Origin of the sequence: Akkermansia biwaensis (assembly GCF_026072915.1) — a bacterium.
GTDB lineage: Bacteria > Verrucomicrobiota > Verrucomicrobiia > Verrucomicrobiales > Akkermansiaceae > Akkermansia > Akkermansia biwaensis.
On record NZ_AP025943.1, the window covers coordinates 2,746,362 to 2,771,720 of the forward strand.

A 25,359-nucleotide genomic window follows, 5' to 3' on the forward strand; every position below is an offset into this window, starting at 1 on the left:
GGTTTTTCCTCGCCGTCTGAGGGAGGCCGGAAAAAGGGAAATGATGAATGCCGCATTCCACATCAGTCATGCTGGGATACGCCGGATGGCGGGAGCCTGCCTGCCGCTTTTTCTCGTGTTCCTGGCGGTTTGCGGAGGAATGCGGGCGGCCGGGGCCCCCTGGGAGGTGCGCGGGTATGATGTGGAAATGAGGGTTTCCCGGAATGCGGGCGTTTCCGTAACGGAGCGCATCTCCGTCTTCTTCAGCGAATACAGCCACGGCCTGTACCGCACCATCCCCACGGCCCTGCGCATGAAGCGCATCGTCAACGGACGGGAAAAGGAATACCTGTACCGCCTCCGGGTGGACGACGTCAGGGTGCAGGGAAGCGGCTTCTCCTGCCAAAGACAGCAGGATGAGGGCAGAAGCCTTCTGATACGGGCGGGAACCCCGGACCGGTTGCAGAAGGGCGATGCCGAATATGTGCTTTCCTACACGGTGCAAATGCCCGATGACCTGGTGAAGGAATACGACGAATTCTACTACAATATCATCGGCACGGACTGGGAAGTCCCTTTGAACGGCGTGCGCTTTTCCATTGCCTTTGACAAGCTCGCTGACTTGTCCGGCTTCCGGATGTACCGGGGAACCTATGGAAGCAGGGATGAACGTGGAATGGACTATGAAATCTCCGGCAATGCCGTTCGCGGAACGGTGGACGGCAGGCTGGGAGCGCATGAGGGGTTAACGGCTTATGTTCGTCTGCCGGAAGGGTATTTTGAAGGCGCTCCCAAGCCCCCTTCCTTCCTGATTTCCGTCTTTGCCGCCGTGTGTGTCGGTCTGGCCGCCGGGGCTGTCTGCCTGATGTTCCGGACCTTCCGGACCGGAAGAAATCACAAAAGGGAAACGGGGAATCCCTTTCCTGTTCCTCCGGAACTGGACAGTGCCTCCCTGGCGTTTGCACGGGGCGGCGTTCCGCGCAACAGACTGCTTCTTTCCCTGGTTCTCTGGCTGGTCTCCAAGGGCTGCATGAAGGTGAAGGAAGAGGATGGGACCGTTTCCGTGCGCCTGATGAAGGGTGCGCATCATCTGCCGCCGCATGCGCGCACGTTCCTGCACGGCCTGTTCGCATCCGGCAAGGGAAACTGGGTGCCCCTGGGACTCTTCCGGTCCGGTTTTTCCCGCGTTCTGGAGAAATCCTTTCAACAGCTTGAGGACGGATTCCGGGGAGAACGCAGGCTTGGGAACGGACTGGGCGGCCGCATGGCACTAATGGCTTTTGCCATTTCCCTGGCGGCCTCCGCCGCCATCAGCCTGGCGGGCTGGCATCATTCCTTCATGGTCCATTTTGGCGCCGTCGTGGGCGGCACAATCGTGCTGGGCTTTTTGGGGATGGGAATGATTTATACATCCGGCAGGCAATCGGGGAGGGGGCTGTGGATCAGGGTTGTCCTTCCTGTTCTCTGCATGGCCGGGCTGCTGTTCGGCGTGGCGGCAGCCTTCCGCCTTCTGGCCGATGCGGTGATGGTGAACTTCTATTATGATGCGTGGCTGTGGGTTTGCCTGGGGTCCGTTTGCACCGCGTTTCTGGCCCTGGCGCTTGCCCGTAAGGAATCCGCCTACAAAAGAAAAACGGCGGCGGAGGCCGCGGAACTGCTGGCCTTCATGAAAAACGCGGAACCGGACCGGCTCCGGCGGCTGTCGGAGACAAACCCCGGCTATTTCTGGTCCCTGCTTCCGTATGCGTACGCATGGGGCGTGGATGACAAGTGGATTCAGAAATTCAAGACTTTGGAAATACCTGTCCCGGAATGGTATCAGGGCGGGATGAACGCTGAAAATCCGGTGTTTTACGCTGTTGCGTGGAGCCTGTCCTGCCATTTGAACATGTTCCTTCTGTCCTTGCCCTCGGGACCGGGAAATGGCATGTCCCCCTGGGATGCCGGCTCTTCATCCTCCTTTTCCGGCAGGGGAGGGGTCTCCGGAGGCGGAGGATTCAGCGGAGGGGGATTCGGGGGCGGAGGCGGCGGTTCGTGGTAAAAGCCGGCTCACGGCTCCGGACGCAGGACGACGGCGGTGCCGTAAGCCAGCAATTCGCTGAGGCCCTGGCCGATTTCACTGCTGGCAAAACGCAGTCCGATGACGGCATTGGCCCCCATGGCCTGTGCGTTCTCCTGCATCCGCTCAATGGCCAGGGCGCGGGTATCGTTCATGAGCTGGGAATACTGTGTGATCTCTCCGCCTACCAGGGTTTTCAGGCTTGCCATGATATCGGAGCCCACATGGCGGGCCTTGACGGCGTTTCCGGTCACGTGGCCCAGAACCTTCTCAATGGACTGGCCGGGAGTTGTTTCAAGAGTGCTGACGTACATGAAACATGTCTCTGGCAAAGGGGCAGGAAAATCAAGCAAATAAGCGGAGAAAGAGCATCCGTACCCGGTGCGGAAGGTGCAGAGACGTTCCCGAAGGAATAAAATGACTTGTAGAAAAAGTTTTCGTTTCTACGCTCTTCTGCGGCAATCATGGGAGCCGTCCTATTCAGCAGGCTGAAGAATGCCGTGGAGGTTTTACTTTTCCTTCCCCTCGCCCGGCAGTGGAGACGTTGACTGCTCATAGGACTTAGGCTCCGTCTGCTGGGCACCATTGACGGCAGCCCACAGGAGCCCGCCGGAATAGAAGAGTGTGTTGCTGGCAAGCCCCAGCACGCAGTCCACGGGATAAAGCGGCAGCGCAGCCATCGTGGCGAGGGGGCCCCATGCGCTGCGAGAGGTCGAGAGCTGTGCAAGCCCCGGCGGGTTATGGATGCCATCCACTCGGACCAAGTTGTTCTTGCCACGGTAGGGCACCAGCGTCTCGCGGTGGCGGATTTTCCTGTTCGGTTCCTGCGACCATTTCGTATATTCCACCTGCTTCGGCAGTCCGGGAAGCAATTCTACCCCGTGTTCGTACTTGTCCACCTTCACCCAGAGAGTGCGTCCCGTGGGTTCCACGCCACGGGCATACACTTGGTTGGTAAAGGCAAAGTCTCCAAGGCAGACCGGGCGGGTGGAGGGGCTGTAGGTCACTTCGGGCACTTGCATGACCACCGCCGAAGGAAACTTGTCCACCGCCTTTGACTGCGGTACATAGACGGTTCCCCCCACAGGCTTCGTCAAATCGACACCCGTGCAGGTATTTGGCAGTTCGCGGACGCAGTAGAAGAGGTTCCAGCCCACCCCACCGCAACTTGTGAGCAGTAGTGCTGCGGTGGTGATAAGGAATGTAGTAAGAATTTTCATCAGGTGTGTCGAGTAGATACTCTCTATTATAAGCTAACGAATCTCAACCACGTTTTTCAAATAACCACATTTTTTAGCATTACAGAATCCCTTATATATAAACGTTTACAAAAGACAGGTAAAGAATCGTGTTACTTTACCACCCTTCAACAATCTTGAAGTTGCCGTCTTGTCCAACGGAACCTGATTTGGCTCGTTCAAGTTTTCGCCCCATGAATTTGCGGTTGTGTTCAGGCTTGATCATATCAAGCGGCATATCTTGGTTATCACCTGGAAAAGCCGGAAACTGTTCTACTGTCTTTTTATCTTTGCTCCACAGACAGGGCTTGCGTGTCCTCCTCCATTCAGCTGGATAATCACGCACTCCTTGTATGTAGGATGATCCTTTGGAATCTTCTTGGCTTTGCGTTCATTTGAAGAAACTGCCTTAACAGTTTCTGCGTCTTCGCGTTCACCATTGGGCTGCTTTTCCAATTATCCGGCCATAATGCAGGCTTTAGCTTCACCCTCCTTCAGAAGGTGGTCCTTGCTCTTGTCCAGAGAAATAGAGGCAGGCATGATGTCAACACTTGTAGATTTACAAACCTTGTGCCCGGCTACCGAGAAGGTAGCTATCCGTTTGTTTTTTACTTTGCTTGGTCCTGCCATGATTTTTTTGAGTTGGGGAGAGAGGCCAGGCAACAAGATATGCGCTATCGGGGGAAGTATTTTGCCTGATGCTGTGAAAGCAAGAAATGCAAAACTCCTTGATTTCTCAAGGAGTTTTGAATGGCGATAAAGCCTAAAGTGGTAGCCCTATGAGGACTCGAACCCCAAAATACGGAACCAGAATCCGCTGTGTTACCGATTACACTATAGGGCTATGTAACGGGCACCTTTGCGGTGCGGGCGGATTTAAGCGGAAACGCCCGTTTTTTGCAAGTTTTTTTTCATTTAAATGTCGTCCGGATGCAAAAAAAAAATGGGAGTCGCGGCCGGGCGGTCTTTTCATAACGGTTCAGTTTGCCAGGGAGCGGAAGTATTCCTTCACGTATTCTTCCGTGATCTGCTGGCGTTCCGGCGTTCCGTGGCGTCCCTGGGCAAGCTGCCAGGGGGAATGGGGCGACATGCTGCTACGGGCCAGTTGCTGGCCCGTGTATTTGTAGTACTGTTTCCATATCTGCTCCAGGGAGGGAATGGCGTCCGTCTCCGGTTCCAGCGGAGGCTGGCGCCGGCTGGGGTGTTCAATGGCGCCCCAGGGGGCTTGGTCCTTGTATTCGTGGTAGATGGAGGGAAGCACGGGACCTTGGGGCCATGCTTCGGCGGTCTCGTTGATGAGGCGGATTCCGTTTCTGTGCAGATGCCACCAGTCCGCGAGGATGACCAGATGGTTGAGTTTGACGGGATTCAGGGGAGTTCCGTTTTCATTCGCCCGTTGAATGAACCAGTTGCAGAGTTTTTGCGTGGTAATGTGATTGGCCATGCTGATAGTTGTGGCCGCTATTATAGAAAGCGCGGGCGTTTTTCACAACACTAAACACGGCGCAGGGCTATTCGCCTCAAGACTTCTGCGGAAAAACGGAGGGAAGTCGGAATTCATGCCGTACATGGTTCCTGTTTAAATGAAGAAGAAGAATTCTCCGTGTCTTATGATTTTTGGAAATCTACCTTTATTCTTTTCGTAATAAGAATGTAATGAATATTATTGAAAACAAGTACATTTGACCATTTCCAACAAATGACGAAGAAAGATGCAAGATGTAATTCGGTATATGCTTTGAACTTATGGATTGAATTATATAATTTTAGGAATATTGTAAAATTTTACCCTTCACATTGTTTAACCTGTTAATTACATCCTGTCATGAATTTCCATTATATCTATCATTCCGGATTGCTGGGGGCTGCCTGCCTCCTTTCTCCTGCTTATAGCGGCTTGATGGCTGATTCCATCGACCTCCAGACCTACCGTGATTTTGCGGAAAACCGTGGCGTCTTTGGCATCAATGAGAAAGACGTTCCCATCTACGACAAGGAAGGCAACTACGTAGGCACCATCCCCAGAATGATGAATTTTGACGGGGTGGCGGACCCCCATCGCGGAGAAGCCGCGCTGGTGGGCGGTCCCGGCTTCATTGCCACCGTGTCCCACGATTATGATAAACAGTCCGTTACATTTGCAGTCCGTTTTGGTGCCAGTCAGGGGACGCCTTTTTATGATTCCTACCGTAGCGTGGTGACCAAGAAAGCATGGGGGAACAGCACCAATTCCACATATGACTACTGTGTGCAGCGGCTGAGCAAGATTGTGACGGAGTCGGAATACGCTCCCTACCTGACGGACCCGGAGTATCTGGACAATATGAAGGGGAGGCTGGTGCTGAGAGCCGGAACGGGAACCCAGACGGTTGCCACGGGCGATGGAGAGCAGGAAGCGGTAGGGCCGGCCTATAGCTACCTGACGGGAGGAACGGTGGTTTTCAACGGGCAGACAAAAGTAGAAGGGACCGGGGAACCGGACCCGGAAAATGCCAAGACCTATCCGGCCTACCGGTTTGGGTACAATGTTGAAAGGCCCTCAGAGTCATCTCCGCTGCCTTCCGGTGTACAGCCCGGAGACAGCGGCAGCCCCTGTTACGTGTACAATGAAAATTCCGGACAGTGGGAATGGGTGGGCGCGGGACAATCCCATGGCGGAGAGGGCTACGGCCAGTTCAGCCAGATGCGTTCCGGCAACCAGTGGGCGCAGGCTTACGTGGACAGCTTCAACTGCACTGTCAGCGTGTCGGCGGGGGGCGGGGATGTGCTGTGGAACGTGACGAATGCCGGAGGAAACGGCACCTTCGTGCAAGGGGGCATCACCACGGATTACATCGGGCTGTCTTCCGGAGTGCGCGGGGATACCTCTACGCAGGGAAAGCGGGCCACGGATGCCCAGATCGGCGCGTGCACCAATCTGATTTTTGATGGGGCCGGAGGGACGGTTGTGCTCCAGGGTTCTGTGGACACGGGGGCTGGTTCCCTGACCTTCAACCACGATTACGTGCTGAGCGACGGCGGCAATGCTTCGTACCGCCTGAATACGGCGGGTTTCGTGGTCAATAAAGGGGCCGTGGTTACCACCTTGCTGACCGGAGCTTCCGGCGACGAGTGGCGGAAGATCGGGGAGGGGACGCTGATTGTGGGAGGGCATGGGAACAATGCGGCGGATATCAACGTGGGCGGCGGCATGCTGATTCTGGATCGGGATGGTTATGCCGCCCATAATGTAAAGCTGAACGGGGGCGGTGTGATGGCGCGTCTGGCGGGAGAAAACCAGTTGTCCGGGGAGTTCATCTTCGGGCACCGTGGCGGAACCGTGGATTTGTACGGGCACAATTTGACACTGGATGCCATCACGCATCTGGATTCCGGGGCCATTTTTGCCAATTACCTGGGCGGTTCCACTGCAACCTTCACGTTCACGGGAAGTGGTGTACAGAATTATCTGGGAACCTTCATAGATACAGGATCCTTGCGGAACGGCCAGCTGAACGTGGTGTATGCGCCCGACACGGGAGAAGGTTCCGTCTGGAACCTGTCCGGAACCATCCTCAATTCCGGAACGTGGACGGTGCAGAGTGGGAAAGTAAAGATAGCGGGAGTTCCCACCTTGCACGCGGGCGGTTATGTGGATGAGAATGACTGGCAGACGGCTGTTTTTGCCACGGGAACAGTGCAGGTGGAAAGCGGCGCTCTGTTTACAGCGGGAGCCCATGCGGAAGTGGCTTCTTCCATCAATGTGGCGGACGGAGGCACATATACCATTCTTTCCGGCGGCAGCCACAGCGGGGATGTCGTGCTGGCCGGTTCCGGTTCCATGCTGCGCGCAGAGGTGGATGGAGGCGTAGCAATAGAATCCGGGAAAATATCCGGAAAAGGCTCCTTGATCAAATCCGGCGACGGCGTGCTGCTTCTGAAGAACAGGAACAACGGTTTTTCCGGAATCGCCCGGGTGGAAGGAGGTGTGGTGCAGGCTTCTTCCGCCGGAGCGCTCGGAAAGACTATCTGGATGTTGAATGCCGCAGGCGGCATGGCTGTGGACGGCTCCGATTTTTCCGTGATTGCCGGATATCTGGACACGTCCTCTGCCGGGGCTTTCATCCTGCTGGAAGACAAGAACAACGTCAGCGGCCTGGACAGTTTCCGTAATTTGTCCATTGGGGCGCTGGGGAACGTAAATTTGGGAATCCGTGGAACCACGGAATTGCTTTCCGGCTGGACTGCGGACGGGGGCTGGTCCCTGGGGGGAGGCGGAGGAACATTGACGGTGAATTTGAAACTCAGCGGCTCCGGCACCTTGTCCATCGGCAACGGTTCCAATACCGGCGCCGTGGTGCTTGCCAACGCCCATAACAGTGATTCGGAAGGGGGTGCTGTCTTCTCCGGGACCATGGAATTGAACCGGGGGGCAAAGCTTGCGTATGAGGATGTGCGTTCTCTTGGCTCTAAAAACGGGAATGTGACGGTAGGGTACGGTTCTTCCTTTGTTCTGGGGGCGCAGGAGGATGCGGCCCTGGCGCATGTTTCCGGCGCTTCCGGCGGCGTGTTGCTGTTGTCCGGGGAACGTACCACGGCGTTGGATATGGCCGGGATGGGATTGAATTCCGCCTACATCGGGGCTGACGGGCAGGCTGTTCTGTCCGGTTCCGTGAAGGCCGGAACGCAGGGGTATTTGTTCGGAGGCAGCGGCACGTTGACTGTCGCCTGTTCCCTGAGCGGCAATCATTCCCTGACGGTGGACACCCAGGGGATGGGTACGGCCGGCTGCGTTATTCTGGCGGCGGACAATTCCTATTCCGGTGAAACGCGCATCCTGTCCGGGGCTTCCCTGGCAGTGGGCGCTGGGGAAACGGCCGGCACTCTGGGAACGGGAGTCGTCGTCAATGAAGGCACCCTGACGTTCAACAGGACGGACCGGGTGACGGCGGGAAACGCCATTTCCGGTACCGGAAACCTAGTCCAGAAAGGCAGTGGGGAACTGGTGCTGACGGGGAATAATTCATACACCGGAGTCACGAGGATTGCCGTGGGAACGCTTACCGTGGGCGATGGAGGAACCAGCGGTTCTCTGGGAACCGGAGCCGTCGTCAACAACGGGGTGCTGGTCTTCAATCGATCGGATGCCGTCGTTTTTAATACGGCCGTGTCCGGGACGGGGGCCCTGGTGAAGAACGGTTCTGGAACGCTGACGATCCAGAAGCAGCTTTCCTACACCGGAGGAACCACGGTGAACGAAGGTACGCTGGTTCTGTCCAAGGGAGGAGCCAACGGTATTATCCAGGGAGATCTGTCTATTCAGGAAGGGGCACAGGTGACGCTGAAAGGAGGAAACAGTTTTGGTTCTTCCGGCGGCATTGCCTCTGTTAAAGGCGTGAATATCAACGGGGGCACCTTGTACTTTGGAGACAAGAACAACCAGGTTTGCAAATATATGACGTTCAACCTGACCGGGGGTGTTGTGGATGGCGTTGCCGGAGGCCGCATGGACATTGCAATGGGCACGAGCATTGAGGTAAAGGCGGCGGATAAAGCATCGGAAATCAGGAATATCAACGTGCAACTGAAGGATTCCTATCCCTCCATCTTCAGAGTGGCGCGGGGGACGGCGGTGTCCGATTTGAACGTCTCCGCCAACATCGTCAACTCTTCCGGAGTGAAAGGAGCACTCACCAAGACAGGCAACGGGATCATGGTTCTTTCCGGCAAAAATACCTATTCCGGGGGTACCACGGTGGAGCTGGGAACGCTGGTCGCCGCTTCCAGCCAGGCTCTTGGAACGGGACAGGCAATGGTCGATTCCGACGGCTGCCTCGTTCTGGGGGGCACCGGCGCCGATGCCCCCGGAATCAGTTTGGGGAATAATATTCTGGTGAAGAATGGCGGCGTCCTGACCGGTTCCGCCACCCTGACCGGGAATACGACCATGGAATCCGGTTCCATCTTTGAATTGACCTTGTCCATAGGCGGTTCCGCCGGGGACGAACTGGCATGCAACAGCCTGATGCTCCGGTCCGGCGTCTTCCGGATTGACGCGGGAGCCATGCTGAAGCTGGCCGCCCTGACCATCGACTATTCCACCGATTTCTGGAATACATCGCACATCCTGAATTTCATCGACGGCGGAGACAACGCCACGCTGACGGGCAATTTCACGCTGGATACGTCCGCCGCCGGGGATTACTCGGCCTACGGTGAGTGGAGCCTGCAAAAGAGTGAAGACTCCAAAGATATGAACATGGTCTGGACGCCGAATGCCGCGCCGGAAGTATCTTCCGCGTTGACTGCGGCGTTTACGGCTACGGCGCCGCTGCCGGTTCCGGAACCTTCCGCCGCGGTGCTGATGCTGGCCGCCGCGGGAGCGGCGTTCCTGCGTCGCTCCGTTCCGCGGAACAGGTAAAAGACCGTAAATTGCAAACGCCGCATTCCGGGAGGGGTGCGGCGCTTTGTTTTTCTTCCCGTCCCGAGGGAGGGAAAGTGCTCCTAAAGGGAAAGGATGCGCGCCCTGCGGGCTACGTCTTCCGGGGAAAGGGAATAAAGGCAGTCCAGCAGGGAGACGGCAAAAGAGCCGGGAGCCGGGCTTTGTTCAAAGGCCATTTCCCCGGCGATTCCCATCAGGACGGCGGTGGAAACGGCCGCCTGAAGCGGGGAGGGGGAGACGGCGGCACAGGCGGCGGTCAGCGCGCCCATGGAGCAGCCCACGCCCGTAACGCGGGACATCATGGGATGCCCGTTTTCCGTGGAAACCACCTGGTGGCCGTCCGTGGAATAGTCCGTGCGGCCCGTGACGAGAACGGCCGCTCCCGTGTGCAGGGCCAGTTCCCTAGCCGCCTGCAGGGCGTCCGCGCTGGAACTGGTGCTTTCCGGTCCTTTCGTGACGGAGGAGTAGCCGGCCAGGGCCATGATTTCCGAGGCGTTCCCGCGGATGATGCGGGGCGTTTGTTCCTTCAGCTGCCGTGCCAGCCGCGTGCGGAGAGAGAGCGCCCCCACGGCCACCGGGTCCAGAACCCAGGGGATGTTCAGCCGGTTGGCTTCCTGCACGGCCGTCTGCATGACGGCGCCTTGTTCGTGCGTAACAGTGCCCAGATTGACCAGCAGGGCGCCTGTTCCGCCGCGCAGCATTTCCACTGTTTCCTCCGCGTCGTTGAGCATGGCGGGAACGGCTCCCGCGGCCAGCAGGAGGTTGGCCGTCAGGGGCTGTACGACGGAGTTGGTCAGGGAGAGAACCAGCGGGGCCGCCTCCCTGATTTTTTCCAAATCTGAGGAGACGGCGCTGACAAGGCCGGATGATGAAGGCATGGCGTTTGAAAGAATGGTTTTGTTGCCCGGCGTTTCCGGGAAGGGGGACAGTCAGGCCAGCGCCCGTGCGGCGGCTTCCGGGTCCTCCGCTCCGCAAATGGCGGAGACTGCGGCAATTCCTGCGGCCGTTCCTGTGGCCCGCACCTGGCGCGCGCGTTCCGCATCCAGGCCGCCGATGGCGACGACGGGCAGGGGGGACCGGGAGGCCAGGGCGGCGAAGCCTTCCACGCCCAGCACGGGCGGGGCGTTGAGTTTGGAAATGGTCGGGAAAACGGGCCCCATCCCCAGGTAGTCCACTAGGGAGGCGTCCACGGCGCGGAGCTGGTCCATGTTGGAGACGGACAGCCCCAGGATTTTGTCCGGGCCGATCATGGCGCGCACGGAGGGTACGGGAAGGTCCCGCTGGCCGATGTGGACGCCGTCCGCATCCAGGGCCAGCGCCAGGTCAATGCGGTTGTTGACAATGAAGGGGATTCCGCGCGCCGCCAGGAAGTCCCGGATGGGCAGGGCTTCCCGGTAGCAGGTGCCCGCGTCCGGATTGGTGGAGCGGTATTGCACGATGGTGACGCCGCCGTCCACGGCCTTCCGGACGGTTTCCAGCAGGCTGTGGCGACATTTGGCCGCTTCGTCAGTGACCAGGTAGAGGTGGAGGTTGAATGATTTCATGAAGGTATGCCGGCAGGCGGATTAATCTGCAAAGAGGGGGGTGGACAGGTAGCGGTCGCCCGTGTCCGGCAGAAGAACGACGATGGTCTTGCCCGCGTTTTCCAGCCTTTTCGCCAGCTGCGTGGCCGCCCACAGAGCCGCCCCGGAGGAAATCCCCGCCAGCACGCCTTCCGTGCGGGCCAGTTCCTTGCCCGTGGCGAATGCGTCTTCATTGGTGACGGTGATTACTTCGTCGTAAATGGAGGTGTCCAGGGTTTCCGGCACGAATCCCGCGCCAATCCCCTGGATTTTGTGCGGTCCGGCCGTGCCTTCGGTGAGGACGGGCGAGGCCGACGGCTCCACGGCCACGACCTTGACTCCGGGATTGCGGGATTTGAGGTACCTGCCCACGCCTGTAACGGTTCCCCCCGTTCCCACACCCGCTACGAAGATGTCCACCCTGCCGTCCGTATCGTCCCAGATTTCCGGTCCGGTGGTGCGGAAGTGGGCTTCCGGATTGGCCTGGTTCACGAATTGGCCGGGAATGAAGCTGTTCGGCAGTTCGGCGGCAAGTTCCTCCGCCTTCGCAATGGCTCCCTGCATGCCCTTTGTCCCGTCCGTCAGCACCAGTTCCGCGCCGTAGGCTTTCAGCAGGTTGCGGCGCTCCACGCTCATGGTTTCCGGCATCGTCAGGATGATCCGGTACCCGCGGGAGGTAGCCACGGCCGCCAGGCCGATGCCCGTGTTGCCGCTGGTGGGTTCAATGATGACGGAGTCCGGCGTCAGCCGGCCGGAGGCTTCCGCCGCGTCAATCATCGCCAGGGCAATGCGGTCTTTCACGCTGCCTGCGGGGTTGAAGGCTTCCAGCTTGGCCAGGATGACGGCGTCCAGGCCGTGCCTGCGGTCGTAGTTGGCCAGTTCCAGCAGGGGTGTCCTGCCGACCAGTTCCGTAATGTTCCGGTAAATTTTCATGGCTTGTAAGAAAATGAGCGTTTTTGACGGCAAATCGTTAGAGAATGGCGCGGAAACCGTGCTCCAGGTCCTCGATAATGTCGTCTATGTGTTCCGTGCCTATCGAAAGCCGCACCGTGGAGGGCGTGATGCCTCCCGCCTTCAGTTCTTCCTCCGTCATCTGGGAATGGGTGGTGGAAGCCGGGTGGATCACCAGGGACTTGACGTCCGCCACGTTGGCGAGCAGGGAGAATAGTTCCAGGCTTTCGCAGAACTTGCGAGCCTTTTCCGCGCCACCTTTCACCTCGAAGGTGAAAATGGAGCCCCCGCCATTCGGGTAATATTTCCGGTAAAGACCGTGGTTGGGGTGTTCCGGCAGGGAGGGGTGGTTCACCTTCCGCACCTGGGGATGGGCGGCCAGGTATTCCACCACGCGCAGGGCGTTCTGGACATGGCGCTCCACCCGGAGGGAAAGGGTTTCCAGCCCCTGGAGAAGCAGGAAGGAGTTGAACGGGCTGATCGTCGCTCCCGTGTCCCGCAGGAGGGTGGCGCGGATTTTGACGATGTAGGCCAGATTGCCGCACACCTCGGAAAACACGGCGCCGTGGTAGTTGGCGTTGGGCTTGGAAAGGCCGGGGAATTTGTCGTTCTGCGTCCAGTCGAACCTGCCTCCGTCCACAATCACGCCGCCCATTACCGTACCGTGGCCGCCGATGAATTTGGTGGCGGAATGCACCACGATGTCCGCGCCGTGTTCCAGCGGACGGAACAGGAAAGGCGTAGCGAAGGTGCTGTCCACAATGAGGGGAATGCCGTGGGCATGGGCGATTTCCGCCAGGGCTTCCATGTCCGCAATATCGCAGTTCGGGTTGCCCAGGCTCTCCACGTACAGGGCCTTGGTGTTTTCCCGGATGGCCTTGGAGAAATTGTTCACGTCCCCGGCGTCCACGAAGGTGGTTTCAATCCCGCTTTCCGCGAGCGTGTTGGCAAACAGGTTGTACGTGCCTCCGTACACGGTGGCCGCGGAAACGATGTGGTCCCCGGCGCGGGCGATGTTCTGGATGGCGTAGGTGATGGCGGCGGCCCCGGTGGCTACGGCCAGCGCGGCGGCTCCGCCTTCCAGCGCGGCGATGCGTTTTTCAAAAACGTCCGCCGTGGGGTTCATCAGGCGGTTGTAAATATTGCCCGGCTCCGCCAGGGCAAAACGTCCGGCGGCCTGCGCGGAGTCCTTGAAGACGTAGGAAGTGGTTGCGTAAATCGGAACGGCGCGGGCGTCCGTAACCGGGTCGGGATTCTCCTGGCCCACGTGGAGCTGGCGTGTTTCAAATCGATATTTTCTGCTCATGTTTTTATATTCCTATCGGAAAACTAGGAAATAGATAGTGAAAGAAGGGACCCATGTCAAGTACCGGCTGAAAAAAGTGGGGCATGAGGGCCAGAAAGGGAAAAAGGCGGGCAAGGTATTCCGGCCGTACCGGAGGGGTCAAATGCCGGCTCCGTAGTCGCATCCGGCCTCCTTCTGCTGGATGGCCAGATCTTCCAGCGTGACGTTTCTCAGATAGTCTTCAATGACTTCCTGCAGGCCCTGCCAGAAAGGCAGGGTGGTGCACTTTGTTGCGCGGGGGCACGGATTGCTCTCCGTGGTTACGCAGGAAATGGGCAGCATGGAACCTTCCGTCAATTTGAGGATAGCTTCCGTGGTGTATTCACGGGGATGCCTGGTCAGGCGGTAGCCGCCGGATTTTCCCCGGGAGCTTTGCACAAAACCCGCTTTCAGCAGGATGGCGATGATTTGTTCCAGATAACGGACCGTGATGTCCTGGCGGATGGAGATTTCCTTGAGAGATATGTATTCCTTGTTCTGATGCTGCGCAAGATCGATCATCAGGCGCAAGGCATAACGTCCCCTGGTGGAAATTTTCATCATGGCAGGCCTGACTTAACGAAATTTCGGAACGGTCGTCAATCGAGAATGGATGCATGTTTAATAATTGAGAAAAAACAAGCAGGAGAAAAAGTGTAAATTCACTTGGCAGGCGGTTGCCTGTTTTTCAGGCGGTGTGAATAAAATATTCCTCCCGTTCCATTGCAGGAAAACGGTTTTTTCATAGATGCAGAGGCCGTTTTTTAAGTATTCCGGACCTGTTTATTGAATACGGCAGCGGAAAATCAATATTCCGAATACGGGAAAATGCGGCCTGTTTTTGTTGTGCGGCCCATTCCTTTGGGAAGGTGGGGAATGTTTAATCCCGTGAAGAGGTACTTTTAATCTGATGAAGCTTCCGGGAGAGAAACCGCTTATCTTGGAAAAAAGAAAAGGAAAGGGGAGTATTCCCCATATCTCTTGTTTATTGGCAAATTCGTCCTGGCCATGAAAAAGCCGCCTGTCCCGGAGGAAAGGCGGCTTGGGAAAGCTATCAATGGATTCCTGGGGCTTTAGAATGGAATCTCGTCGTCCATGTCTCCAAAGTCGTTGGATTGCTGCTGGTTGGAAGGCATGGGGGGAGGATTGTAGTTCTGAGGGGCCTGGGATTGCCCGTAGTTGTTGGAACGGGGAGCGGACTGCTGGCGGGGGGCGCCGCCCATGTCGGAGGAATCGCCGCCGCGGGGGAAGAGCTGGATGTTTTCTCCGATCACGCGCAGCTTGGTGCGCTTCTGGCCGGATGCCTTGTCTTCCCAGGAATCCAGTTGAAGACGCCCTTCCACAAAGACGCCGCGCCCCTTGCTGAGGTAGTTGCCGGCCACTTCCGCTTGGCGGTTCCAGAGGGTGACGTCCACGAAGGTGGTTTCTTCCTGGCGTTCGCTGTTGTCTCCGGCGTAATAGCGGTTGATGGCAAGGCGGATGTCCGTGACGGCCGTGCCCTTGGGCGTGTAGCGCAGTTCGGGATCGGCAGTGAGGTTGCCCATTAAAAATACTTTGTTGAGATTGGCCATGTAATGGAGGTGTTAAGTATGATAAGGAGACGCCTTCTGTGCGGTATAGGCGGCCGTGTGAATAATCGCTGACAATTATGTCTTCGCGCGCAGGCTTGTGCAATACTAAATTGCGGAATCGTTTGCAAACATGTCTGCTTTCTCCATTGCATTCATCACCGAACCGTGGAATGGTTACCCCCATGAGTTTCAATCAACGGCGGCAAGGCAGGCTGTTCCGGGTTTCCTGGGGCGCGTGTCTTTTGCTGTCCGTTTTGGCCCATTTGTTTTTGCTGGCGGGCACTTATCTGGTGCCGGAGGAATGGCTGTCCTCTCCCCGGCCGGCGGAGGCGCGCCGCCAGGTGGTGGTGACGGCCCGCATGGTGAGGAAGGTGGAGCCGGAGAAGGAGGGCAATAGGCAGGCTTCGCAGGAACGGCTGCCTTCCGTGGTGAAAACCAGTGAGGAACAGGAGAGCGCCACCCGACCGGAAACTCCCCGGTTCCAGAGCAACCGCAATACGCGCCGGGAAGGCGGCCGCAAGGACCCGGACAGCAGCAGGGACATGCCCGCCCAGGACGGTGAAGAGCGGGAAAACGGGGAAATCGTCCTGTTTGACCAGGAAAGGCAGGACGGCGACATGAGCCATGAGCGCGACGGGAATAAGGACGCGGATCCGGGGGCTTCCGCCAGCATGCCCTTCCAGCCGCTGGACCCGTCCTCCCCTCCGCCGGGCCATCCGGACGCACCGAATCTTTCCCCCAATGCCACCGGCTCCCCCTCCGCCGCCGGGGAAGAAGGCCTTGCCCGGCAGGACAGGACGCCTGCGCGGGAACATGTCATGCAGCTTCCCCATGCGGTCACGCTGCCCCGGCCCGGCAGGCCGGAAGAACCGGACGCCCTGAAGGAACTGGCAAAAAGCATCGCCAGGGGCGCGGACCGGTCCCCCCTCGATCTTCCGGACCTTCAGCTGCCCCCCAATGCGCGGCCTCCGCAGAAGCAGCCCCTGTACGATCCCATGTTCAATGCGGAAAACCAGCCCGGTTTCAAGACGCATGAACGGAAGACCAAGCTGACGGGCAAATTCAGCTTTGGCCGCCGTCCCACCCTGGATGTGGAAGCCACTCCCCTGGGCAGGTACCAGATGATCGTTTACCGCGCCATCGGTGAACAGTGGTACCGCCAATGTGATCTGAACCGTGACCTGATCGTCGCGGGAACCGTCCGCATCCGCATTCTGATAGCCAAAAACGGGAACGTCACTTCCATGAGGCAGACCTCCCGCGTGGGGGCCAGCGAGGTGCAGAAATCCTTTACCTTCCTTGCCATCAAGCTCGCCAAGCTTCCCGCGATGCCGCCGGAAGTGAGGAACGAACTCGTGGGAGAGACGCTGGAAATGTACTTTGACTTCAACTTCTAAAACCAACCAACACAGTTATTCCATAACCACCATCCATTGACATACCATCATGAATTTCATCAAGGACTGCATCACCTTCTTCCAGGCCGGCGGCATCTTCATGTACCCGCTTGCGGCCTGTTCCATCCTGCTCATTGCCGCCATCATTTACCGCATGTTCAACATGAGGCGGCGGGGAATCGCCCCGGACAGGCTGGTGCGCGCCGTGGAACAGTACATGCAGGGAGGCCTGGACCGCAGGGAACTGGAAGAACGGGCGCTCGCCTCCCGTTCCGTGCTGGGCAGGCTGGTCCTGGAAACCCTGAATTCCCGCATGGAGGATGAAGCGTCCATGAAGGAAATGATCCAGGTCAAGGCGCGGGAGGAATTCGTCACGCTTCAGGCTGGTCTGCCCCTGCTGGACATGATCGTGATGATTGCGCCGATGTTCGGCATTCTGGGTACGGCCAGCGGGCTGGTTGAAATATTCAGCGTCTTCGGAATGGATGAAAGTCACGGCCAGATCGCCCAGGGCATCGCCCAGGCGCTGAACACCACGATCGCCGGTCTGGCCATCGCCACGCCCGCCGTCATCGCCCATGTCTATTATTCCCGCAAGCTGGAGCGCATTTCCGCGTTCATGGAGGTGCTGCTCACGGAGCTGATTTCCTTCCGCTATCATTCCCAACGCTGATCCGGCCATGCAGTTTTACCGTAAAAAAGGAAGAACCATGGGGGTGCCCATCGTCCCCATGATCGACATCCTCACCATCCTGCTCATCTTCTTCATCGTCCATACCCAGTGGAAAAAGCCCCAGACCCTGTTGAAGATAGACGTACCGGGAGCGGAATTCATTGAAGGCGCCCCCTCCACGGAACAGCGCGCCGTGCTGGCCGTGACGGAGGAATCCTCCATCTCCCTGAACGGGTACCTGGTGGAAATCGACGAACTGCCGGCCGCCCTGGAGAGGCTGAAAAAGGAAAATCCGGACATCAAGCTTCAGCTTGACGTGGACAAAAAGGCGGCCTTCGGCGTCATCGTAGGCATTTGGGACGCGCTGACGTCTGTGGGTATTGACGCCGGGGAAGTTCCTGCCAGAATAGAAATCAGCAAATCCCCCGCACCATAAATCCTCCAGAAAGAACACCCTCCCGCATGTTGTTGGAAATCGTACAGTATGGAAATCCGGTATTGAAAGAAAAATGCCGCCCCGTGGAACATCTTGACGCCAGTTTGAAAGACTTGGCGAACAACATGCTGGAGACGATGTACGCCGCCGAGGGAGTCGGCCTTGCCGCCCCGCAGGTGAACGTGCCCGTGCAGCTCGTCGTGATCGACATCCCGGCGGAGGAGGAATCCGTCACCTGGCTGAAAGTGGACGGGGAGGACAAACAGCTGTCCGACATCATGCCGCTGAAGTTTATCAATCCGGTGCTGGAGCCCTACGGCCCCATGCATCCCTGCCATGAAGGCTGCCTGAGCGTGCTGAAGATACGCGCCTCCGTCGTGCGCCCGGACTTCGTCAGGGCTACTCTGACGCTGCTGGACGGCAAACGGGTGACGATAGACTGCAACGGCCTTCTCGCCCGCTGCCTTCAGCATGAATGCGACCATTTGAACGGCATCCTGTTCGTGGAACGCGTTTCTTCCGCCCAGAAAATCACTCTGCGCAATAAATTGAAGCGCCTGGCAATCGGGTATTGACGGTTTCCCGGACCGGGATTGGACCGTCTGCTTGGAAAAAGCCCCGGCGTCAGGTCAAATCACTCTTGAAATGCCGCGACACGGCGCAGGGCCGGCCAGCATTTTGCATCCTGAGGTGTAAGGGCGTGTGGGGGGCGGGACTGAGCTTCTTTCTGCACGTTCCTGAATCCTTTTCCATGATCCTTGTTTTACTCCGCATCAGCTCAGGGAGTTAATACCGGGGCGCACAGGAGGTCTTGATTCCTTTTTCGCCAAACAGAGTGATGATTTCCTCGTGGGAGCGGGACGCTCCCATTACTCATCACACCCGGCATGGCTTCCCGCAGTGCGGGGAAGGGAGGGTATTTTCCTCCTTCCAGGTTTCCGGTCATGCCGGGTCTGCCGTTTGACCGTTGAGGCGCATGGAGAATATGGGGAGTGTCATATTTCATCTGTCCATGAGAAGCATTCCCTGCCGACCGTCTCCCTTTCCTTGGATTTTTCCCCAGCCAATGTTTTTCAGAAGAAAACGCCCGGGACGGTCATCAACAGGCGCCGCTGCCGGACGAAGGTGGAATTTCAGTCCTGTTCCTGTGGGGCTTCCAGAGAAATATGACCAATGCCTGGAGCAGGAGGGAGGCCATGTTAAACATGAAGATTACAGGAAAGGAACCGGGAAGGAAGAGCGTCACAAGGATGTTGAACAGGCTTCCGCAGAACAGGAACCTGCCGCCAAGGCGTTGAACCCTTACCCATGCTTCATCACTGCTGAAGGCGTAAGGGGTGCGTATTCCCAACCATTTGTTGGGCGCTATCTTGGGACAAACGTTGACCATGAGCAGGAGGAATATGTTCATGCCTATGAAGATGACTTTGGCCGTGTCTCCCAGACTGACCGTATTGGTCAGGCTTGTCTTTTGAATGGCCAGGCAAAGATAGGAAAACAGGACGACCAGGAAGAATTCCACGTATGTGGCCATCTTCGCACCAATTCTCCTGTTGTTTTCATTCCTGCTGAAATGAATGAGCAGAAGGATGATCAGCCGGAGAACCTTCCCGATAAGGAAACCCAGGATTCCCAGGCCAATGAATCCCAGGAGGGCGTCCATGCTGTCCTTATCCGCAAAACGGGTGGGAATGCCGTACTCATTGAAATGCACGGCGACGCGGGCGGGCAGCCGTGACGATACGGCGGCATAGTAAGTCAACACGGGAAACAGGGCGATGGCAAGTTCGCTGAAAATCGGCCCGGTCCACCAGGACGGGGAAGATGGAGCTGGGTGCGGGGATGGCTGCATGGCGTTTAATGGTTGGGCTGCGTTCCGATGATTTTGTCCCGTTTGCCGGAGGATGTTTCGCGGGCCGCCTTGAAATTGCCTATCCAGACCAGTATTTCCTGGAGGACGCTCAGGTTGACATCGTAAAAAATGAATTTGCCGTCTCTGTGGTCGCGGACAAGATCGGCTTCTTTCAGAACGGACAGGTGGCGGGAGATGGCGGCTCCGGTGATGCTGAAATGTTCCGCAATTTCTCCGGCAGGCATGGCGCCGTTTTTAAGTATTTCCAGAATTTCACGGCGCGTGGGGTCAGCCAGGGCCCTGAGCGTATGTTGCAGGGAAGCTGGATTATTCATTTTACATTTAACTTTATTGTTAAATATTTTTAATACGGACTCCAAGTGGAGTCAATAAAAATGGAGAGAAGGCCGGACGCAGGCATTCATTCATCCCGTTCCCGCGTGCCGTGATAGCCGCTCCGGCAGGGTTTATTCCTGAAAAAAGGAAATCGCATTTGCCGGACTGCCGTCCGTTGTCCGGATGCGGGAACTACCATGGTCCAGCGGGAAAATGGTTTAAAGCTGTTTTCCGGGAATATCGCAGGCCCTTGCCGGCCATGGGAAACATGGGCAGGCGCAGATGCGTGAAATTGTTAAAAGGAAATAACGCCTTCCTCGCGGCCCGGAAATATTCCAGAAGCTGCCGCAGAGACGTGCGGCACTCCGGAATGCCTGATGAAGCATGTCAGACGGCGGCGGCTTTCGGCGATTCCCGCTTGACGCGGATCTGGAGGTCCGCCAGAGCGTTCATGTAATAAATGTACGCGTCGAAGGCGGAAGCGTACGGGGTAAAGGAGTTTTCCTTTTCCATGTAATGGAAGTGGTCCGCGCTCTGAAGCTTCCGCCAGACGTGCGTGAGGTCCTCGTCATTGGCGGCTTTCACGGGCTTTTCCAGGCGGTAGATTTTGCGGATGGCTTCGTCCTGCATGACGTTTCCGTTCCAATGGGACATGGTGCCGAAGGTGGAGCAGGTCATCTCCTGCGTGCATTCGCAGACGGAGAGGGGCTTGATTTCCCGCACGACCTCGGACGGGGTCATGAAACGGTTGCCGGCATCCAGGCAGGAAATGATCATGGTGCGCCAGAATTCGAAAACGCCTGTGGCGTCCGACTGGCGTTCGCCAAGGGTTTCATAGTCCATGGAGAGCGTCGTGACGCTGCCCTGCTGGTGCGTGAGCCAGTCCGCGAACGTGGTCGGGGAAAGGGGGTATTCGGGCCATTCCGGATTGGTGCGCATCACGGCCAGGTCATTGGACAGTTCCCGGTTGCGGAAGATGGTGGTGGTGGTGTACACCCACGGGGCCAGGAACACTTCATTGCTTTGGAATCCCTTGAGCATGGCCGGATTGCCGTCCGCCATGATGCCCTTGAAGCCGAGCGTTTCCGCCTGGGCGGCAATGGCGTTGGAGTACAGCATGCCGGTATTCATCAGCACGTCGGATTCCTGATGGAAAAGTTTTTTGATCAATACCCTGTGCTCCTCGATCTGTTCCGCGAATTCCTGAGGGGAATACACGGAGGCCAGGGAGTTGTAGTAGGGCATGATCAGGAAGTCCACGCATCCGGTTTCCGCCAGTTCCTTGAAGGAGGCGATGAGGTCCGGCCTGTGGTACAGGGCCTGTTCCAGAATGACGCCGCTGAGCGCCAGGCCGAAGCGGAATTTTCCCTCCGTCATTTCGATCAGCTGCTTCATCAGCCTGTTGGCCGGGAAGTAGCAGCGTTCCGCAACAGTGCTCAAGACGCGTGCGTTCAGGTCGTCGTCTTCATAAAAGGCGTGTTCGCCTATCTTGAAGAAATCGTAATGAATCAGGCGGTTGGGCTGGTGCGCTACGAAGGTGAGGGATATGTTGCTCATGGACGGAGGAGGGCTGGATGATTGGTGGATGCGGATGGTATGTTTTCTGCCGGTTAGCGGTTCAGCACATGTTCATAAACCCTGATGACCTTGTCCGCGGCGGAATCCCAGGTGGAGGCCTTGATGTCCTCCGTGCTTTGTTCCACCACCTTGCGGTACAGCTCTTCGTCCGTGCAGAGGTTCACGATGTGTTCCGCCATCTTGTTGACGTCCCAGAAGTCCGCCTTCAGCGCGCCTTTCATGACTTCCGCCACGCCGGACTGCTTGGAGATGACCGCGGGAATGTTGAACTGGGCCGCTTCCAGCGCGGAGAGGCCGAAGGGTTCCGATACGGAGGGCATGCAGTAGATGTCCGTGATGGAGAGCAGGTCGTTCACCTTGTCCTTGTTCAGGAAACCGGTGAAGTGGAATTTGTCCCCCACGCCCTTGAAAGCGCCGGATTCGATCAACTGGCGCAGTTTTTCCCCCGTCCCGGCCATGACAAAGCGCACGTCGTCCGTTTGCTCCAGCACCTTGGCGGCGATTTGGAGGAAGAAGCCGGGGCCCTTCTGGGCGGTGAGGCGTCCCAGGAAAAGCACGAGCTTTTCCGGGAATTTCTTCTTGCCCTTGAAGACCTTGACCGGGTCCGCCCCGTTGTGGATGGGAAAGATTTTGTGCGGGTCAATGGCGTAATGGCCGCTGACGATGGTGCCCGTGTACTTGCTGACCGGAATGACGGCGTCCGCCTGTTCCATGCCGAATTTTTCAATGTCGTAAATCCAGCCGCGGGCATCCGCTCCGGCGCGGTCGAACTGGGAGGCGTGCAGGTGCACCACCAGGGGCTTGCCCGTGGCCTTCTTCACTTCTACCCCGGCCAGGTAGGTCATCCAGTCGTGGGCGTGGATGACGTCGAAGTCCTGCTGCATGGCGATTTTGGCCGCGATCTTGGAAAATTGAATGACCTTCAGCGCCAGGTCCCCGGCATAGAGGTCTTCCTTGTTTTTGAAAAGCTGTAGGTCCGCCTCGTGGGTTCTGGAGAAGGAAATGCGCCCTTCCTGCGTGAACTGGATCATGCCGGTCTCTCCTTCCACCGTGGTGTAGGGGTCCAGTTCAATGGGGGCGTGCTCCACCATGGCAAAGCTTTCATAGGAGTACTTGCGGTCCACCTGCTCCACTTCCCGGAAAGAGACGTTGTTGAGACCCGTGAGCTGGAATCCGTCCGTGTGGACGGAAGGATCGGCCTTGGGAACGATCACCCTTAAATCCACCTTTTTTGCCAGTGCTTTGGAAAGACCCAGGCAGGCGATGCCCAGACCTCCGTTAACCAGTGGTGGAAACTCCCACCCTAATGTAAGAACTTTGATATTACTCATTGGTTGATGTGGGTTGTCGGTGTCGGGAAGAATGCAGTGGTACGGCGTGTTATACACCACAACCATAAAATCAAATTTTTCATGTCCGGTCTAGAGTAATAATTAGTAATTTTGTTCTATTAATGAAAAGAAAAATGGTGGTTTAGTTCAATCTTGCGTTCGTCATGGAATTGATTAGCATGGGCAGAGCGTTTCCTTATTTTCCCTTCTTTTGCTCCCATGTGCGCCGCCTTCCACAACACTGAAAAACGGAAACTGCCCCTTGTCCGCGGCCCTGTGATCAGGCGGGAGTATGGAAACGTCATTTCCAAAATAACTCTCAGCGTGTGGATTGCGGAAGAGGGTCTCGTCAGGGTGGCTTATTTTCCCGGCGCGGTGGCTGAAGATGAGCCGAGTTACGCCGTCAGTCCGGAATACGTGGCGCCAGGCGCAGAAATCCGGGAATATGACGAACCGGGAATTCATGTCATTGAAACGCGCCTGCTGCGGATTCGCGTCCGGACGGAAGAGCAGAAAGTGGATTTTTACGATATTGTCACGGACGAGCCGCTGCTCACGGATGAAAGCGGATTCGGCCGGGAATCCAAGGACTGGACGGGGGATTGCCGCGTATGGATCCGGAAACATCTTCAGGACACGGAACACTTCTTCGGCCTGGGGGACAAGCCCTGCGCCCTGAACCTGAGGGGCAAGTATTTCTCCATGTGGGGAGCGGACCATTACGATTTTCACGAGGAATCCGATCCCCTGTACAAAAGCATCCCCTTTTTTCTCAGCCTCAGGGAAGGGAGGGCCTACGGGCTGCTGTTTGACAATACGTGCCGCTCCTACTTTGACTTCGGCGCGACGGATGAAACGGTTCTTTCCTTCGGCTCCTTCGGCGGCCTGATGAATTATTACTTCATCTACGACCGCCGTCCCCTGGACATTGTGGCCGCTTACACGCGCCTTACCGGCACGCCGGAATTGCCGCCCCTGTGGGCCCTGGGCTACCACCAGTCCAAATGGAGCTATTACCCGGACAAGGCCGTGTTCAACCTGGTGGAGCGCTTCCGGGACCTGGGCATCCCCTGCGACGCCGTACACCTGGACCAGCACTACATGAGGAACAAGGAGGGGTTCACGTGGGATTTGCAGAATTTTCCGCATCCCGCGGGCATGGTCGGCACGCTGAAGGAGCAGGGAATCAAGACGGTGCTGATCGTGAACCCCGGCGTCAGGATCAACCCGGAACACCCGGTGTGGAGGGAGGGCATGGAACGCAACTATTTCTGCCGCCGTTCGGAGGGCAACCTGCTGTCGGAGGAAGTCTGGCCGGGGCTGTGCAACTTTCCGGACTTCACCTCCCCCGCCGTACGGGACTGGTGGGCGGAACTGTACAGGAAGGACATTGAGGAAATCGGCGTCTGCGGCCTGTGGAACGACATGAACGAGCCGGTCGTTTTCCCGGACCGCACGTTCCCGATGGATACCCGGCACGAGTACGACGGCATGCCCTGTTCCCATGAAAAAGCCCACAATATTTACGGTCAGTGTATGGCGGAAGCCTCCCGGGAGGCGATGAAGCGCCATGCCCCCGGCAGAAGGCCCTTCCTGCTCTCCCGGTCCGGATTTGCGGGATTGCAGCGTTTTTCCGCCACCTGGACCGGGGACAACCGCTCCAACTGGGAGCATTTGAAGCTGGCCAACTTCCAGTGCCAGCGCCTTGCCGCCTCCGGCATCTCCTTTGCCGGGTCGGACGCGGGGGGCTTTCTGGGCCACCCCACGCCGGAACTGTTCTGCCGCTGGATGCAGATGGCCGCCTTCCACGGCCTGTTCCGCAACCATTCCTCCGGGGAATTCGGCGGCCAGGAACCCTGGATGTTCGGGCTGGAAGCGGCCGGATACGTGAAAGCCGCCATAGAAGGGCGCTACCGCCTCCTTCCCTATATTTATACCCAGTTCCACCGTTATGCGGAAACGGGCATGCCCGTGCTGCGCTCCCTGGCGCTCCAGTGTTTCGAGAACATGGACACCTACTGGCGCGGCGCGGAATTCTTCTTCGGGGACCATCTGTACGTCATCCCCATTCATGAACCGCAGGAAGGGGGCCGTTTTCTCTACATTCCGGAGGGCGTCTGGTATTCCTACCATGACGACAGCCTGATGAGGGAAACCGGGAGGGACGTGTGGGTGAAGTGCCCGCTGGACTTCCTGCCCGTGTATGTCCGCGGCGGGGCGGTGGTGCCGCGCTGGCCCGTCCAGCAGTATGTTGGGGAAATCCCGCGGCCTCCGCTGTCGCTCGATGTCTGGTGGGCCCCGTCCGGGGAAGTGGAATCCCGGTTGTATGAGGATGCGGGAGACGGTTACGGCTACAGGCACGGGGAATGCGCCGAGCACGAATTCCTTTTCCGGGGCGGCCCTTCCTCCCTGGAATTGTCATGGACCTGTAGGGGAGACCCCTGCGCCTTCCATGAATCCGCGGAAGTGGTGCTGCACGGCCTGTCGGATGCGGTTTCCGTCGCGGCGGCCATGGACGGCATTCCCTGCGGTTCCGTCAGGAGGGACGGCAGGGTATGGAGAATTCCCGTGGAGGGCAAATTTGACCGCCTTTCCGTCACTTGGGACCGGGAAAACCTGTTTTCCGCATAAACGGGAAGGAGGGAACAGAA

General features: G+C 57.7%; 22 protein-coding genes and 1 tRNA gene. 8 read left to right on the plus strand and 15 right to left on the minus strand.

What is annotated here, in order from left to right:
- The first annotated feature begins 40 nt into the window (after positions 1-40).
- Positions 41-2,020 (plus strand): DUF2207 domain-containing protein, encoded by a 1,980-nt coding sequence (locus OQH67_RS11290; RefSeq protein ID WP_215433894.1) that lies wholly within the window; start codon positions 41-43, stop codon positions 2,018-2,020.
- 8 nt (positions 2,021-2,028) lie between these two features.
- On the opposite strand, the gene OQH67_RS11295 is transcribed toward OQH67_RS11290, so the two are convergent.
- The 3 genes from OQH67_RS11295 to OQH67_RS11305 form a co-directional block, all read right to left on the minus strand.
- Positions 2,029-2,352, minus strand: coding sequence for a YbjQ family protein (locus OQH67_RS11295; protein ID WP_067573515.1), 324 nt, complete (start codon positions 2,350-2,352; stop codon positions 2,029-2,031).
- Between the two features lie 195 nt (positions 2,353-2,547).
- A complete protein-coding gene (locus OQH67_RS11300) occupies positions 2,548-3,258 on the minus strand; it encodes a hypothetical protein (RefSeq protein ID WP_215433893.1) in 711 nt (236 codons plus the stop codon).
- Positions 3,259-3,394: 136 nt separating this feature from the next.
- Entirely contained in the window at positions 3,395-3,622 is a 228-nt protein-coding gene (locus OQH67_RS11305) for a hypothetical protein (RefSeq protein ID WP_215433892.1), read from the minus strand.
- 192 nt (positions 3,623-3,814) lie between these two features.
- Here OQH67_RS11305 and OQH67_RS11310 point away from each other — a divergent pair, with 192 nt between their 5' ends.
- Positions 3,815-4,036: a hypothetical protein gene (locus OQH67_RS11310; protein ID WP_215433890.1), complete on the plus strand. Its 222-nt coding sequence runs from the start codon at positions 3,815-3,817 to the stop codon at positions 4,034-4,036.
- Positions 4,037-4,045: 9 nt separating this feature from the next.
- Here the strand turns inward: OQH67_RS11310 and OQH67_RS11315 are convergent.
- Both OQH67_RS11315 and OQH67_RS11320 read right to left on the minus strand, forming a co-directional pair.
- Positions 4,046-4,120 (minus strand) — tRNA-Gln (locus OQH67_RS11315).
- A 135-nt stretch (positions 4,121-4,255) separates the two neighbouring features.
- Positions 4,256-4,720 (minus strand): Panacea domain-containing protein, encoded by a 465-nt coding sequence (locus tag OQH67_RS11320; RefSeq protein WP_215433888.1) that lies wholly within the window; start codon positions 4,718-4,720, stop codon positions 4,256-4,258.
- Between the two features lie 456 nt (positions 4,721-5,176).
- Between OQH67_RS11320 and OQH67_RS11325 the strand changes: the two genes are divergently transcribed.
- The gene (locus OQH67_RS11325) at positions 5,177-9,676 is read left to right on the plus strand and encodes a S6 family peptidase (protein WP_215458970.1); all 4,500 of its coding nucleotides are present in this window, start codon (positions 5,177-5,179) and stop codon (positions 9,674-9,676) included.
- A gap of 83 nt (positions 9,677-9,759) precedes the next feature.
- Here OQH67_RS11325 and thiM read toward each other — a convergent pair whose 3' ends face one another.
- The 6 genes from thiM to OQH67_RS11355 form a co-directional block, all read right to left on the minus strand.
- Entirely contained in the window at positions 9,760-10,575 is an 816-nt protein-coding gene (gene thiM, locus OQH67_RS11330; protein WP_215433884.1) for a hydroxyethylthiazole kinase, read from the minus strand.
- A 51-nt stretch (positions 10,576-10,626) separates the two neighbouring features.
- Entirely contained in the window at positions 10,627-11,241 is a 615-nt protein-coding gene (gene thiE, locus OQH67_RS11335; protein ID WP_215433883.1) for a thiamine phosphate synthase, read from the minus strand.
- A gap of 21 nt (positions 11,242-11,262) precedes the next feature.
- Positions 11,263-12,192 carry a cysteine synthase A gene (gene cysK, locus OQH67_RS11340; protein WP_215433881.1) on the minus strand — a complete coding sequence of 310 codons (930 nt, stop codon included), beginning with the start codon at positions 12,190-12,192 and terminating at the stop codon, positions 11,263-11,265.
- Positions 12,193-12,229: 37 nt separating this feature from the next.
- The gene (locus OQH67_RS11345) at positions 12,230-13,516 is read right to left on the minus strand and encodes an O-acetylhomoserine aminocarboxypropyltransferase/cysteine synthase family protein (protein ID WP_215433879.1); all 1,287 of its coding nucleotides are present in this window, start codon (positions 13,514-13,516) and stop codon (positions 12,230-12,232) included.
- A 138-nt stretch (positions 13,517-13,654) separates the two neighbouring features.
- Positions 13,655-14,095, minus strand: a complete 441-nt coding sequence (locus OQH67_RS11350; protein ID WP_343195899.1) for an RrF2 family transcriptional regulator — start codon at positions 14,093-14,095, stop codon at positions 13,655-13,657.
- Positions 14,096-14,607: 512 nt separating this feature from the next.
- Positions 14,608-15,105 carry a single-stranded DNA-binding protein gene (locus tag OQH67_RS11355; protein ID WP_067573499.1) on the minus strand — a complete coding sequence of 166 codons (498 nt, stop codon included), beginning with the start codon at positions 15,103-15,105 and terminating at the stop codon, positions 14,608-14,610.
- A gap of 182 nt (positions 15,106-15,287) precedes the next feature.
- Between OQH67_RS11355 and OQH67_RS11360 the strand changes: the two genes are divergently transcribed.
- Genes OQH67_RS11360 through def form a run of 4 tightly spaced genes read left to right on the plus strand, consistent with a single transcriptional unit; the run spans position 15,288 to position 18,186 of the window.
- Positions 15,288-16,502 (plus strand): energy transducer TonB, encoded by a 1,215-nt coding sequence (locus OQH67_RS11360; protein ID WP_215433876.1) that lies wholly within the window; start codon positions 15,288-15,290, stop codon positions 16,500-16,502.
- 49 nt (positions 16,503-16,551) lie between these two features.
- Positions 16,552-17,175 (plus strand): MotA/TolQ/ExbB proton channel family protein, encoded by a 624-nt coding sequence (locus tag OQH67_RS11365; RefSeq protein ID WP_067573495.1) that lies wholly within the window; start codon positions 16,552-16,554, stop codon positions 17,173-17,175.
- Between the two features lie 7 nt (positions 17,176-17,182).
- Positions 17,183-17,611 (plus strand): ExbD/TolR family protein, encoded by a 429-nt coding sequence (locus OQH67_RS11370; protein ID WP_215433875.1) that lies wholly within the window; start codon positions 17,183-17,185, stop codon positions 17,609-17,611.
- A gap of 26 nt (positions 17,612-17,637) precedes the next feature.
- Positions 17,638-18,186, plus strand: a complete 549-nt coding sequence (gene def / locus OQH67_RS11375) for a peptide deformylase (RefSeq protein WP_215433874.1) — start codon at positions 17,638-17,640, stop codon at positions 18,184-18,186.
- 524 nt (positions 18,187-18,710) lie between these two features.
- Here the strand turns inward: def and OQH67_RS11380 are convergent.
- From OQH67_RS11380 to OQH67_RS11395, 4 genes are all read right to left on the minus strand, one after another.
- The gene (locus tag OQH67_RS11380) at positions 18,711-19,463 is read right to left on the minus strand and encodes an SdpI family protein (protein WP_215433873.1); all 753 of its coding nucleotides are present in this window, start codon (positions 19,461-19,463) and stop codon (positions 18,711-18,713) included.
- 5 nt (positions 19,464-19,468) lie between these two features.
- Positions 19,469-19,798 (minus strand): autorepressor SdpR family transcription factor, encoded by a 330-nt coding sequence (locus OQH67_RS11385; protein WP_251828247.1) that lies wholly within the window; start codon positions 19,796-19,798, stop codon positions 19,469-19,471.
- 388 nt (positions 19,799-20,186) lie between these two features.
- Positions 20,187-21,356 (minus strand): glycoside hydrolase family 57 protein, encoded by a 1,170-nt coding sequence (locus tag OQH67_RS11390; RefSeq protein WP_215433871.1) that lies wholly within the window; start codon positions 21,354-21,356, stop codon positions 20,187-20,189.
- A 53-nt stretch (positions 21,357-21,409) separates the two neighbouring features.
- On the minus strand, positions 21,410-22,708 hold the full coding sequence (locus tag OQH67_RS11395; protein WP_215433869.1) for a glycosyltransferase: 1,299 nt from the start codon (positions 22,706-22,708) through the stop codon (positions 21,410-21,412).
- 219 nt (positions 22,709-22,927) lie between these two features.
- Here OQH67_RS11395 and OQH67_RS11400 point away from each other — a divergent pair, with 219 nt between their 5' ends.
- The gene (locus OQH67_RS11400) at positions 22,928-25,339 is read left to right on the plus strand and encodes a glycoside hydrolase family 31 protein (RefSeq protein WP_215433867.1); all 2,412 of its coding nucleotides are present in this window, start codon (positions 22,928-22,930) and stop codon (positions 25,337-25,339) included.
- Positions 25,340-25,359 lie beyond the last annotated feature (20 nt).

Coding starts and splice junctions, on each gene's coding strand:
- OQH67_RS11290 (WP_215433894.1), top strand. CDS start 41: ATGATGAATGCCGCATTCCACATCAGTCATGCTGGGATACGCCGGATG.
- OQH67_RS11295 (WP_067573515.1), bottom strand. CDS start 2,352: ATGTACGTCAGCACTCTTGAAACAACTCCCGGCCAGTCCATTGAGAAG.
- OQH67_RS11300 (WP_215433893.1), bottom strand. CDS start 3,258: ATGAAAATTCTTACTACATTCCTTATCACCACCGCAGCACTACTGCTC.
- OQH67_RS11310 (WP_215433890.1), top strand. CDS start 3,815: ATGATGTCAACACTTGTAGATTTACAAACCTTGTGCCCGGCTACCGAG.
- OQH67_RS11320 (WP_215433888.1), bottom strand. CDS start 4,720: ATGGCCAATCACATTACCACGCAAAAACTCTGCAACTGGTTCATTCAA.
- OQH67_RS11325 (WP_215458970.1), top strand. CDS start 5,177: ATGGCTGATTCCATCGACCTCCAGACCTACCGTGATTTTGCGGAAAAC.
- thiM (WP_215433884.1), bottom strand. CDS start 10,575: ATGCCTTCATCATCCGGCCTTGTCAGCGCCGTCTCCTCAGATTTGGAA.
- thiE (WP_215433883.1), bottom strand. CDS start 11,241: ATGAAATCATTCAACCTCCACCTCTACCTGGTCACTGACGAAGCGGCC.
- cysK (WP_215433881.1), bottom strand. CDS start 12,192: ATGAAAATTTACCGGAACATTACGGAACTGGTCGGCAGGACACCCCTG.
- OQH67_RS11345 (WP_215433879.1), bottom strand. CDS start 13,516: ATGAGCAGAAAATATCGATTTGAAACACGCCAGCTCCACGTGGGCCAG.
- OQH67_RS11350 (WP_343195899.1), bottom strand. CDS start 14,095: ATGAAAATTTCCACCAGGGGACGTTATGCCTTGCGCCTGATGATCGAT.
- OQH67_RS11355 (WP_067573499.1), bottom strand. CDS start 15,105: ATGGCCAATCTCAACAAAGTATTTTTAATGGGCAACCTCACTGCCGAT.
- OQH67_RS11360 (WP_215433876.1), top strand. CDS start 15,288: ATGAGTTTCAATCAACGGCGGCAAGGCAGGCTGTTCCGGGTTTCCTGG.
- OQH67_RS11365 (WP_067573495.1), top strand. CDS start 16,552: ATGAATTTCATCAAGGACTGCATCACCTTCTTCCAGGCCGGCGGCATC.
- OQH67_RS11370 (WP_215433875.1), top strand. CDS start 17,183: ATGCAGTTTTACCGTAAAAAAGGAAGAACCATGGGGGTGCCCATCGTC.
- def (WP_215433874.1), top strand. CDS start 17,638: ATGTTGTTGGAAATCGTACAGTATGGAAATCCGGTATTGAAAGAAAAA.
- OQH67_RS11380 (WP_215433873.1), bottom strand. CDS start 19,463: ATGCAGCCATCCCCGCACCCAGCTCCATCTTCCCCGTCCTGGTGGACC.
- OQH67_RS11385 (WP_251828247.1), bottom strand. CDS start 19,798: ATGAATAATCCAGCTTCCCTGCAACATACGCTCAGGGCCCTGGCTGAC.
- OQH67_RS11390 (WP_215433871.1), bottom strand. CDS start 21,356: ATGAGCAACATATCCCTCACCTTCGTAGCGCACCAGCCCAACCGCCTG.
- OQH67_RS11395 (WP_215433869.1), bottom strand. CDS start 22,708: ATGAGTAATATCAAAGTTCTTACATTAGGGTGGGAGTTTCCACCACTG.
- OQH67_RS11400 (WP_215433867.1), top strand. CDS start 22,928: ATGTGCGCCGCCTTCCACAACACTGAAAAACGGAAACTGCCCCTTGTC.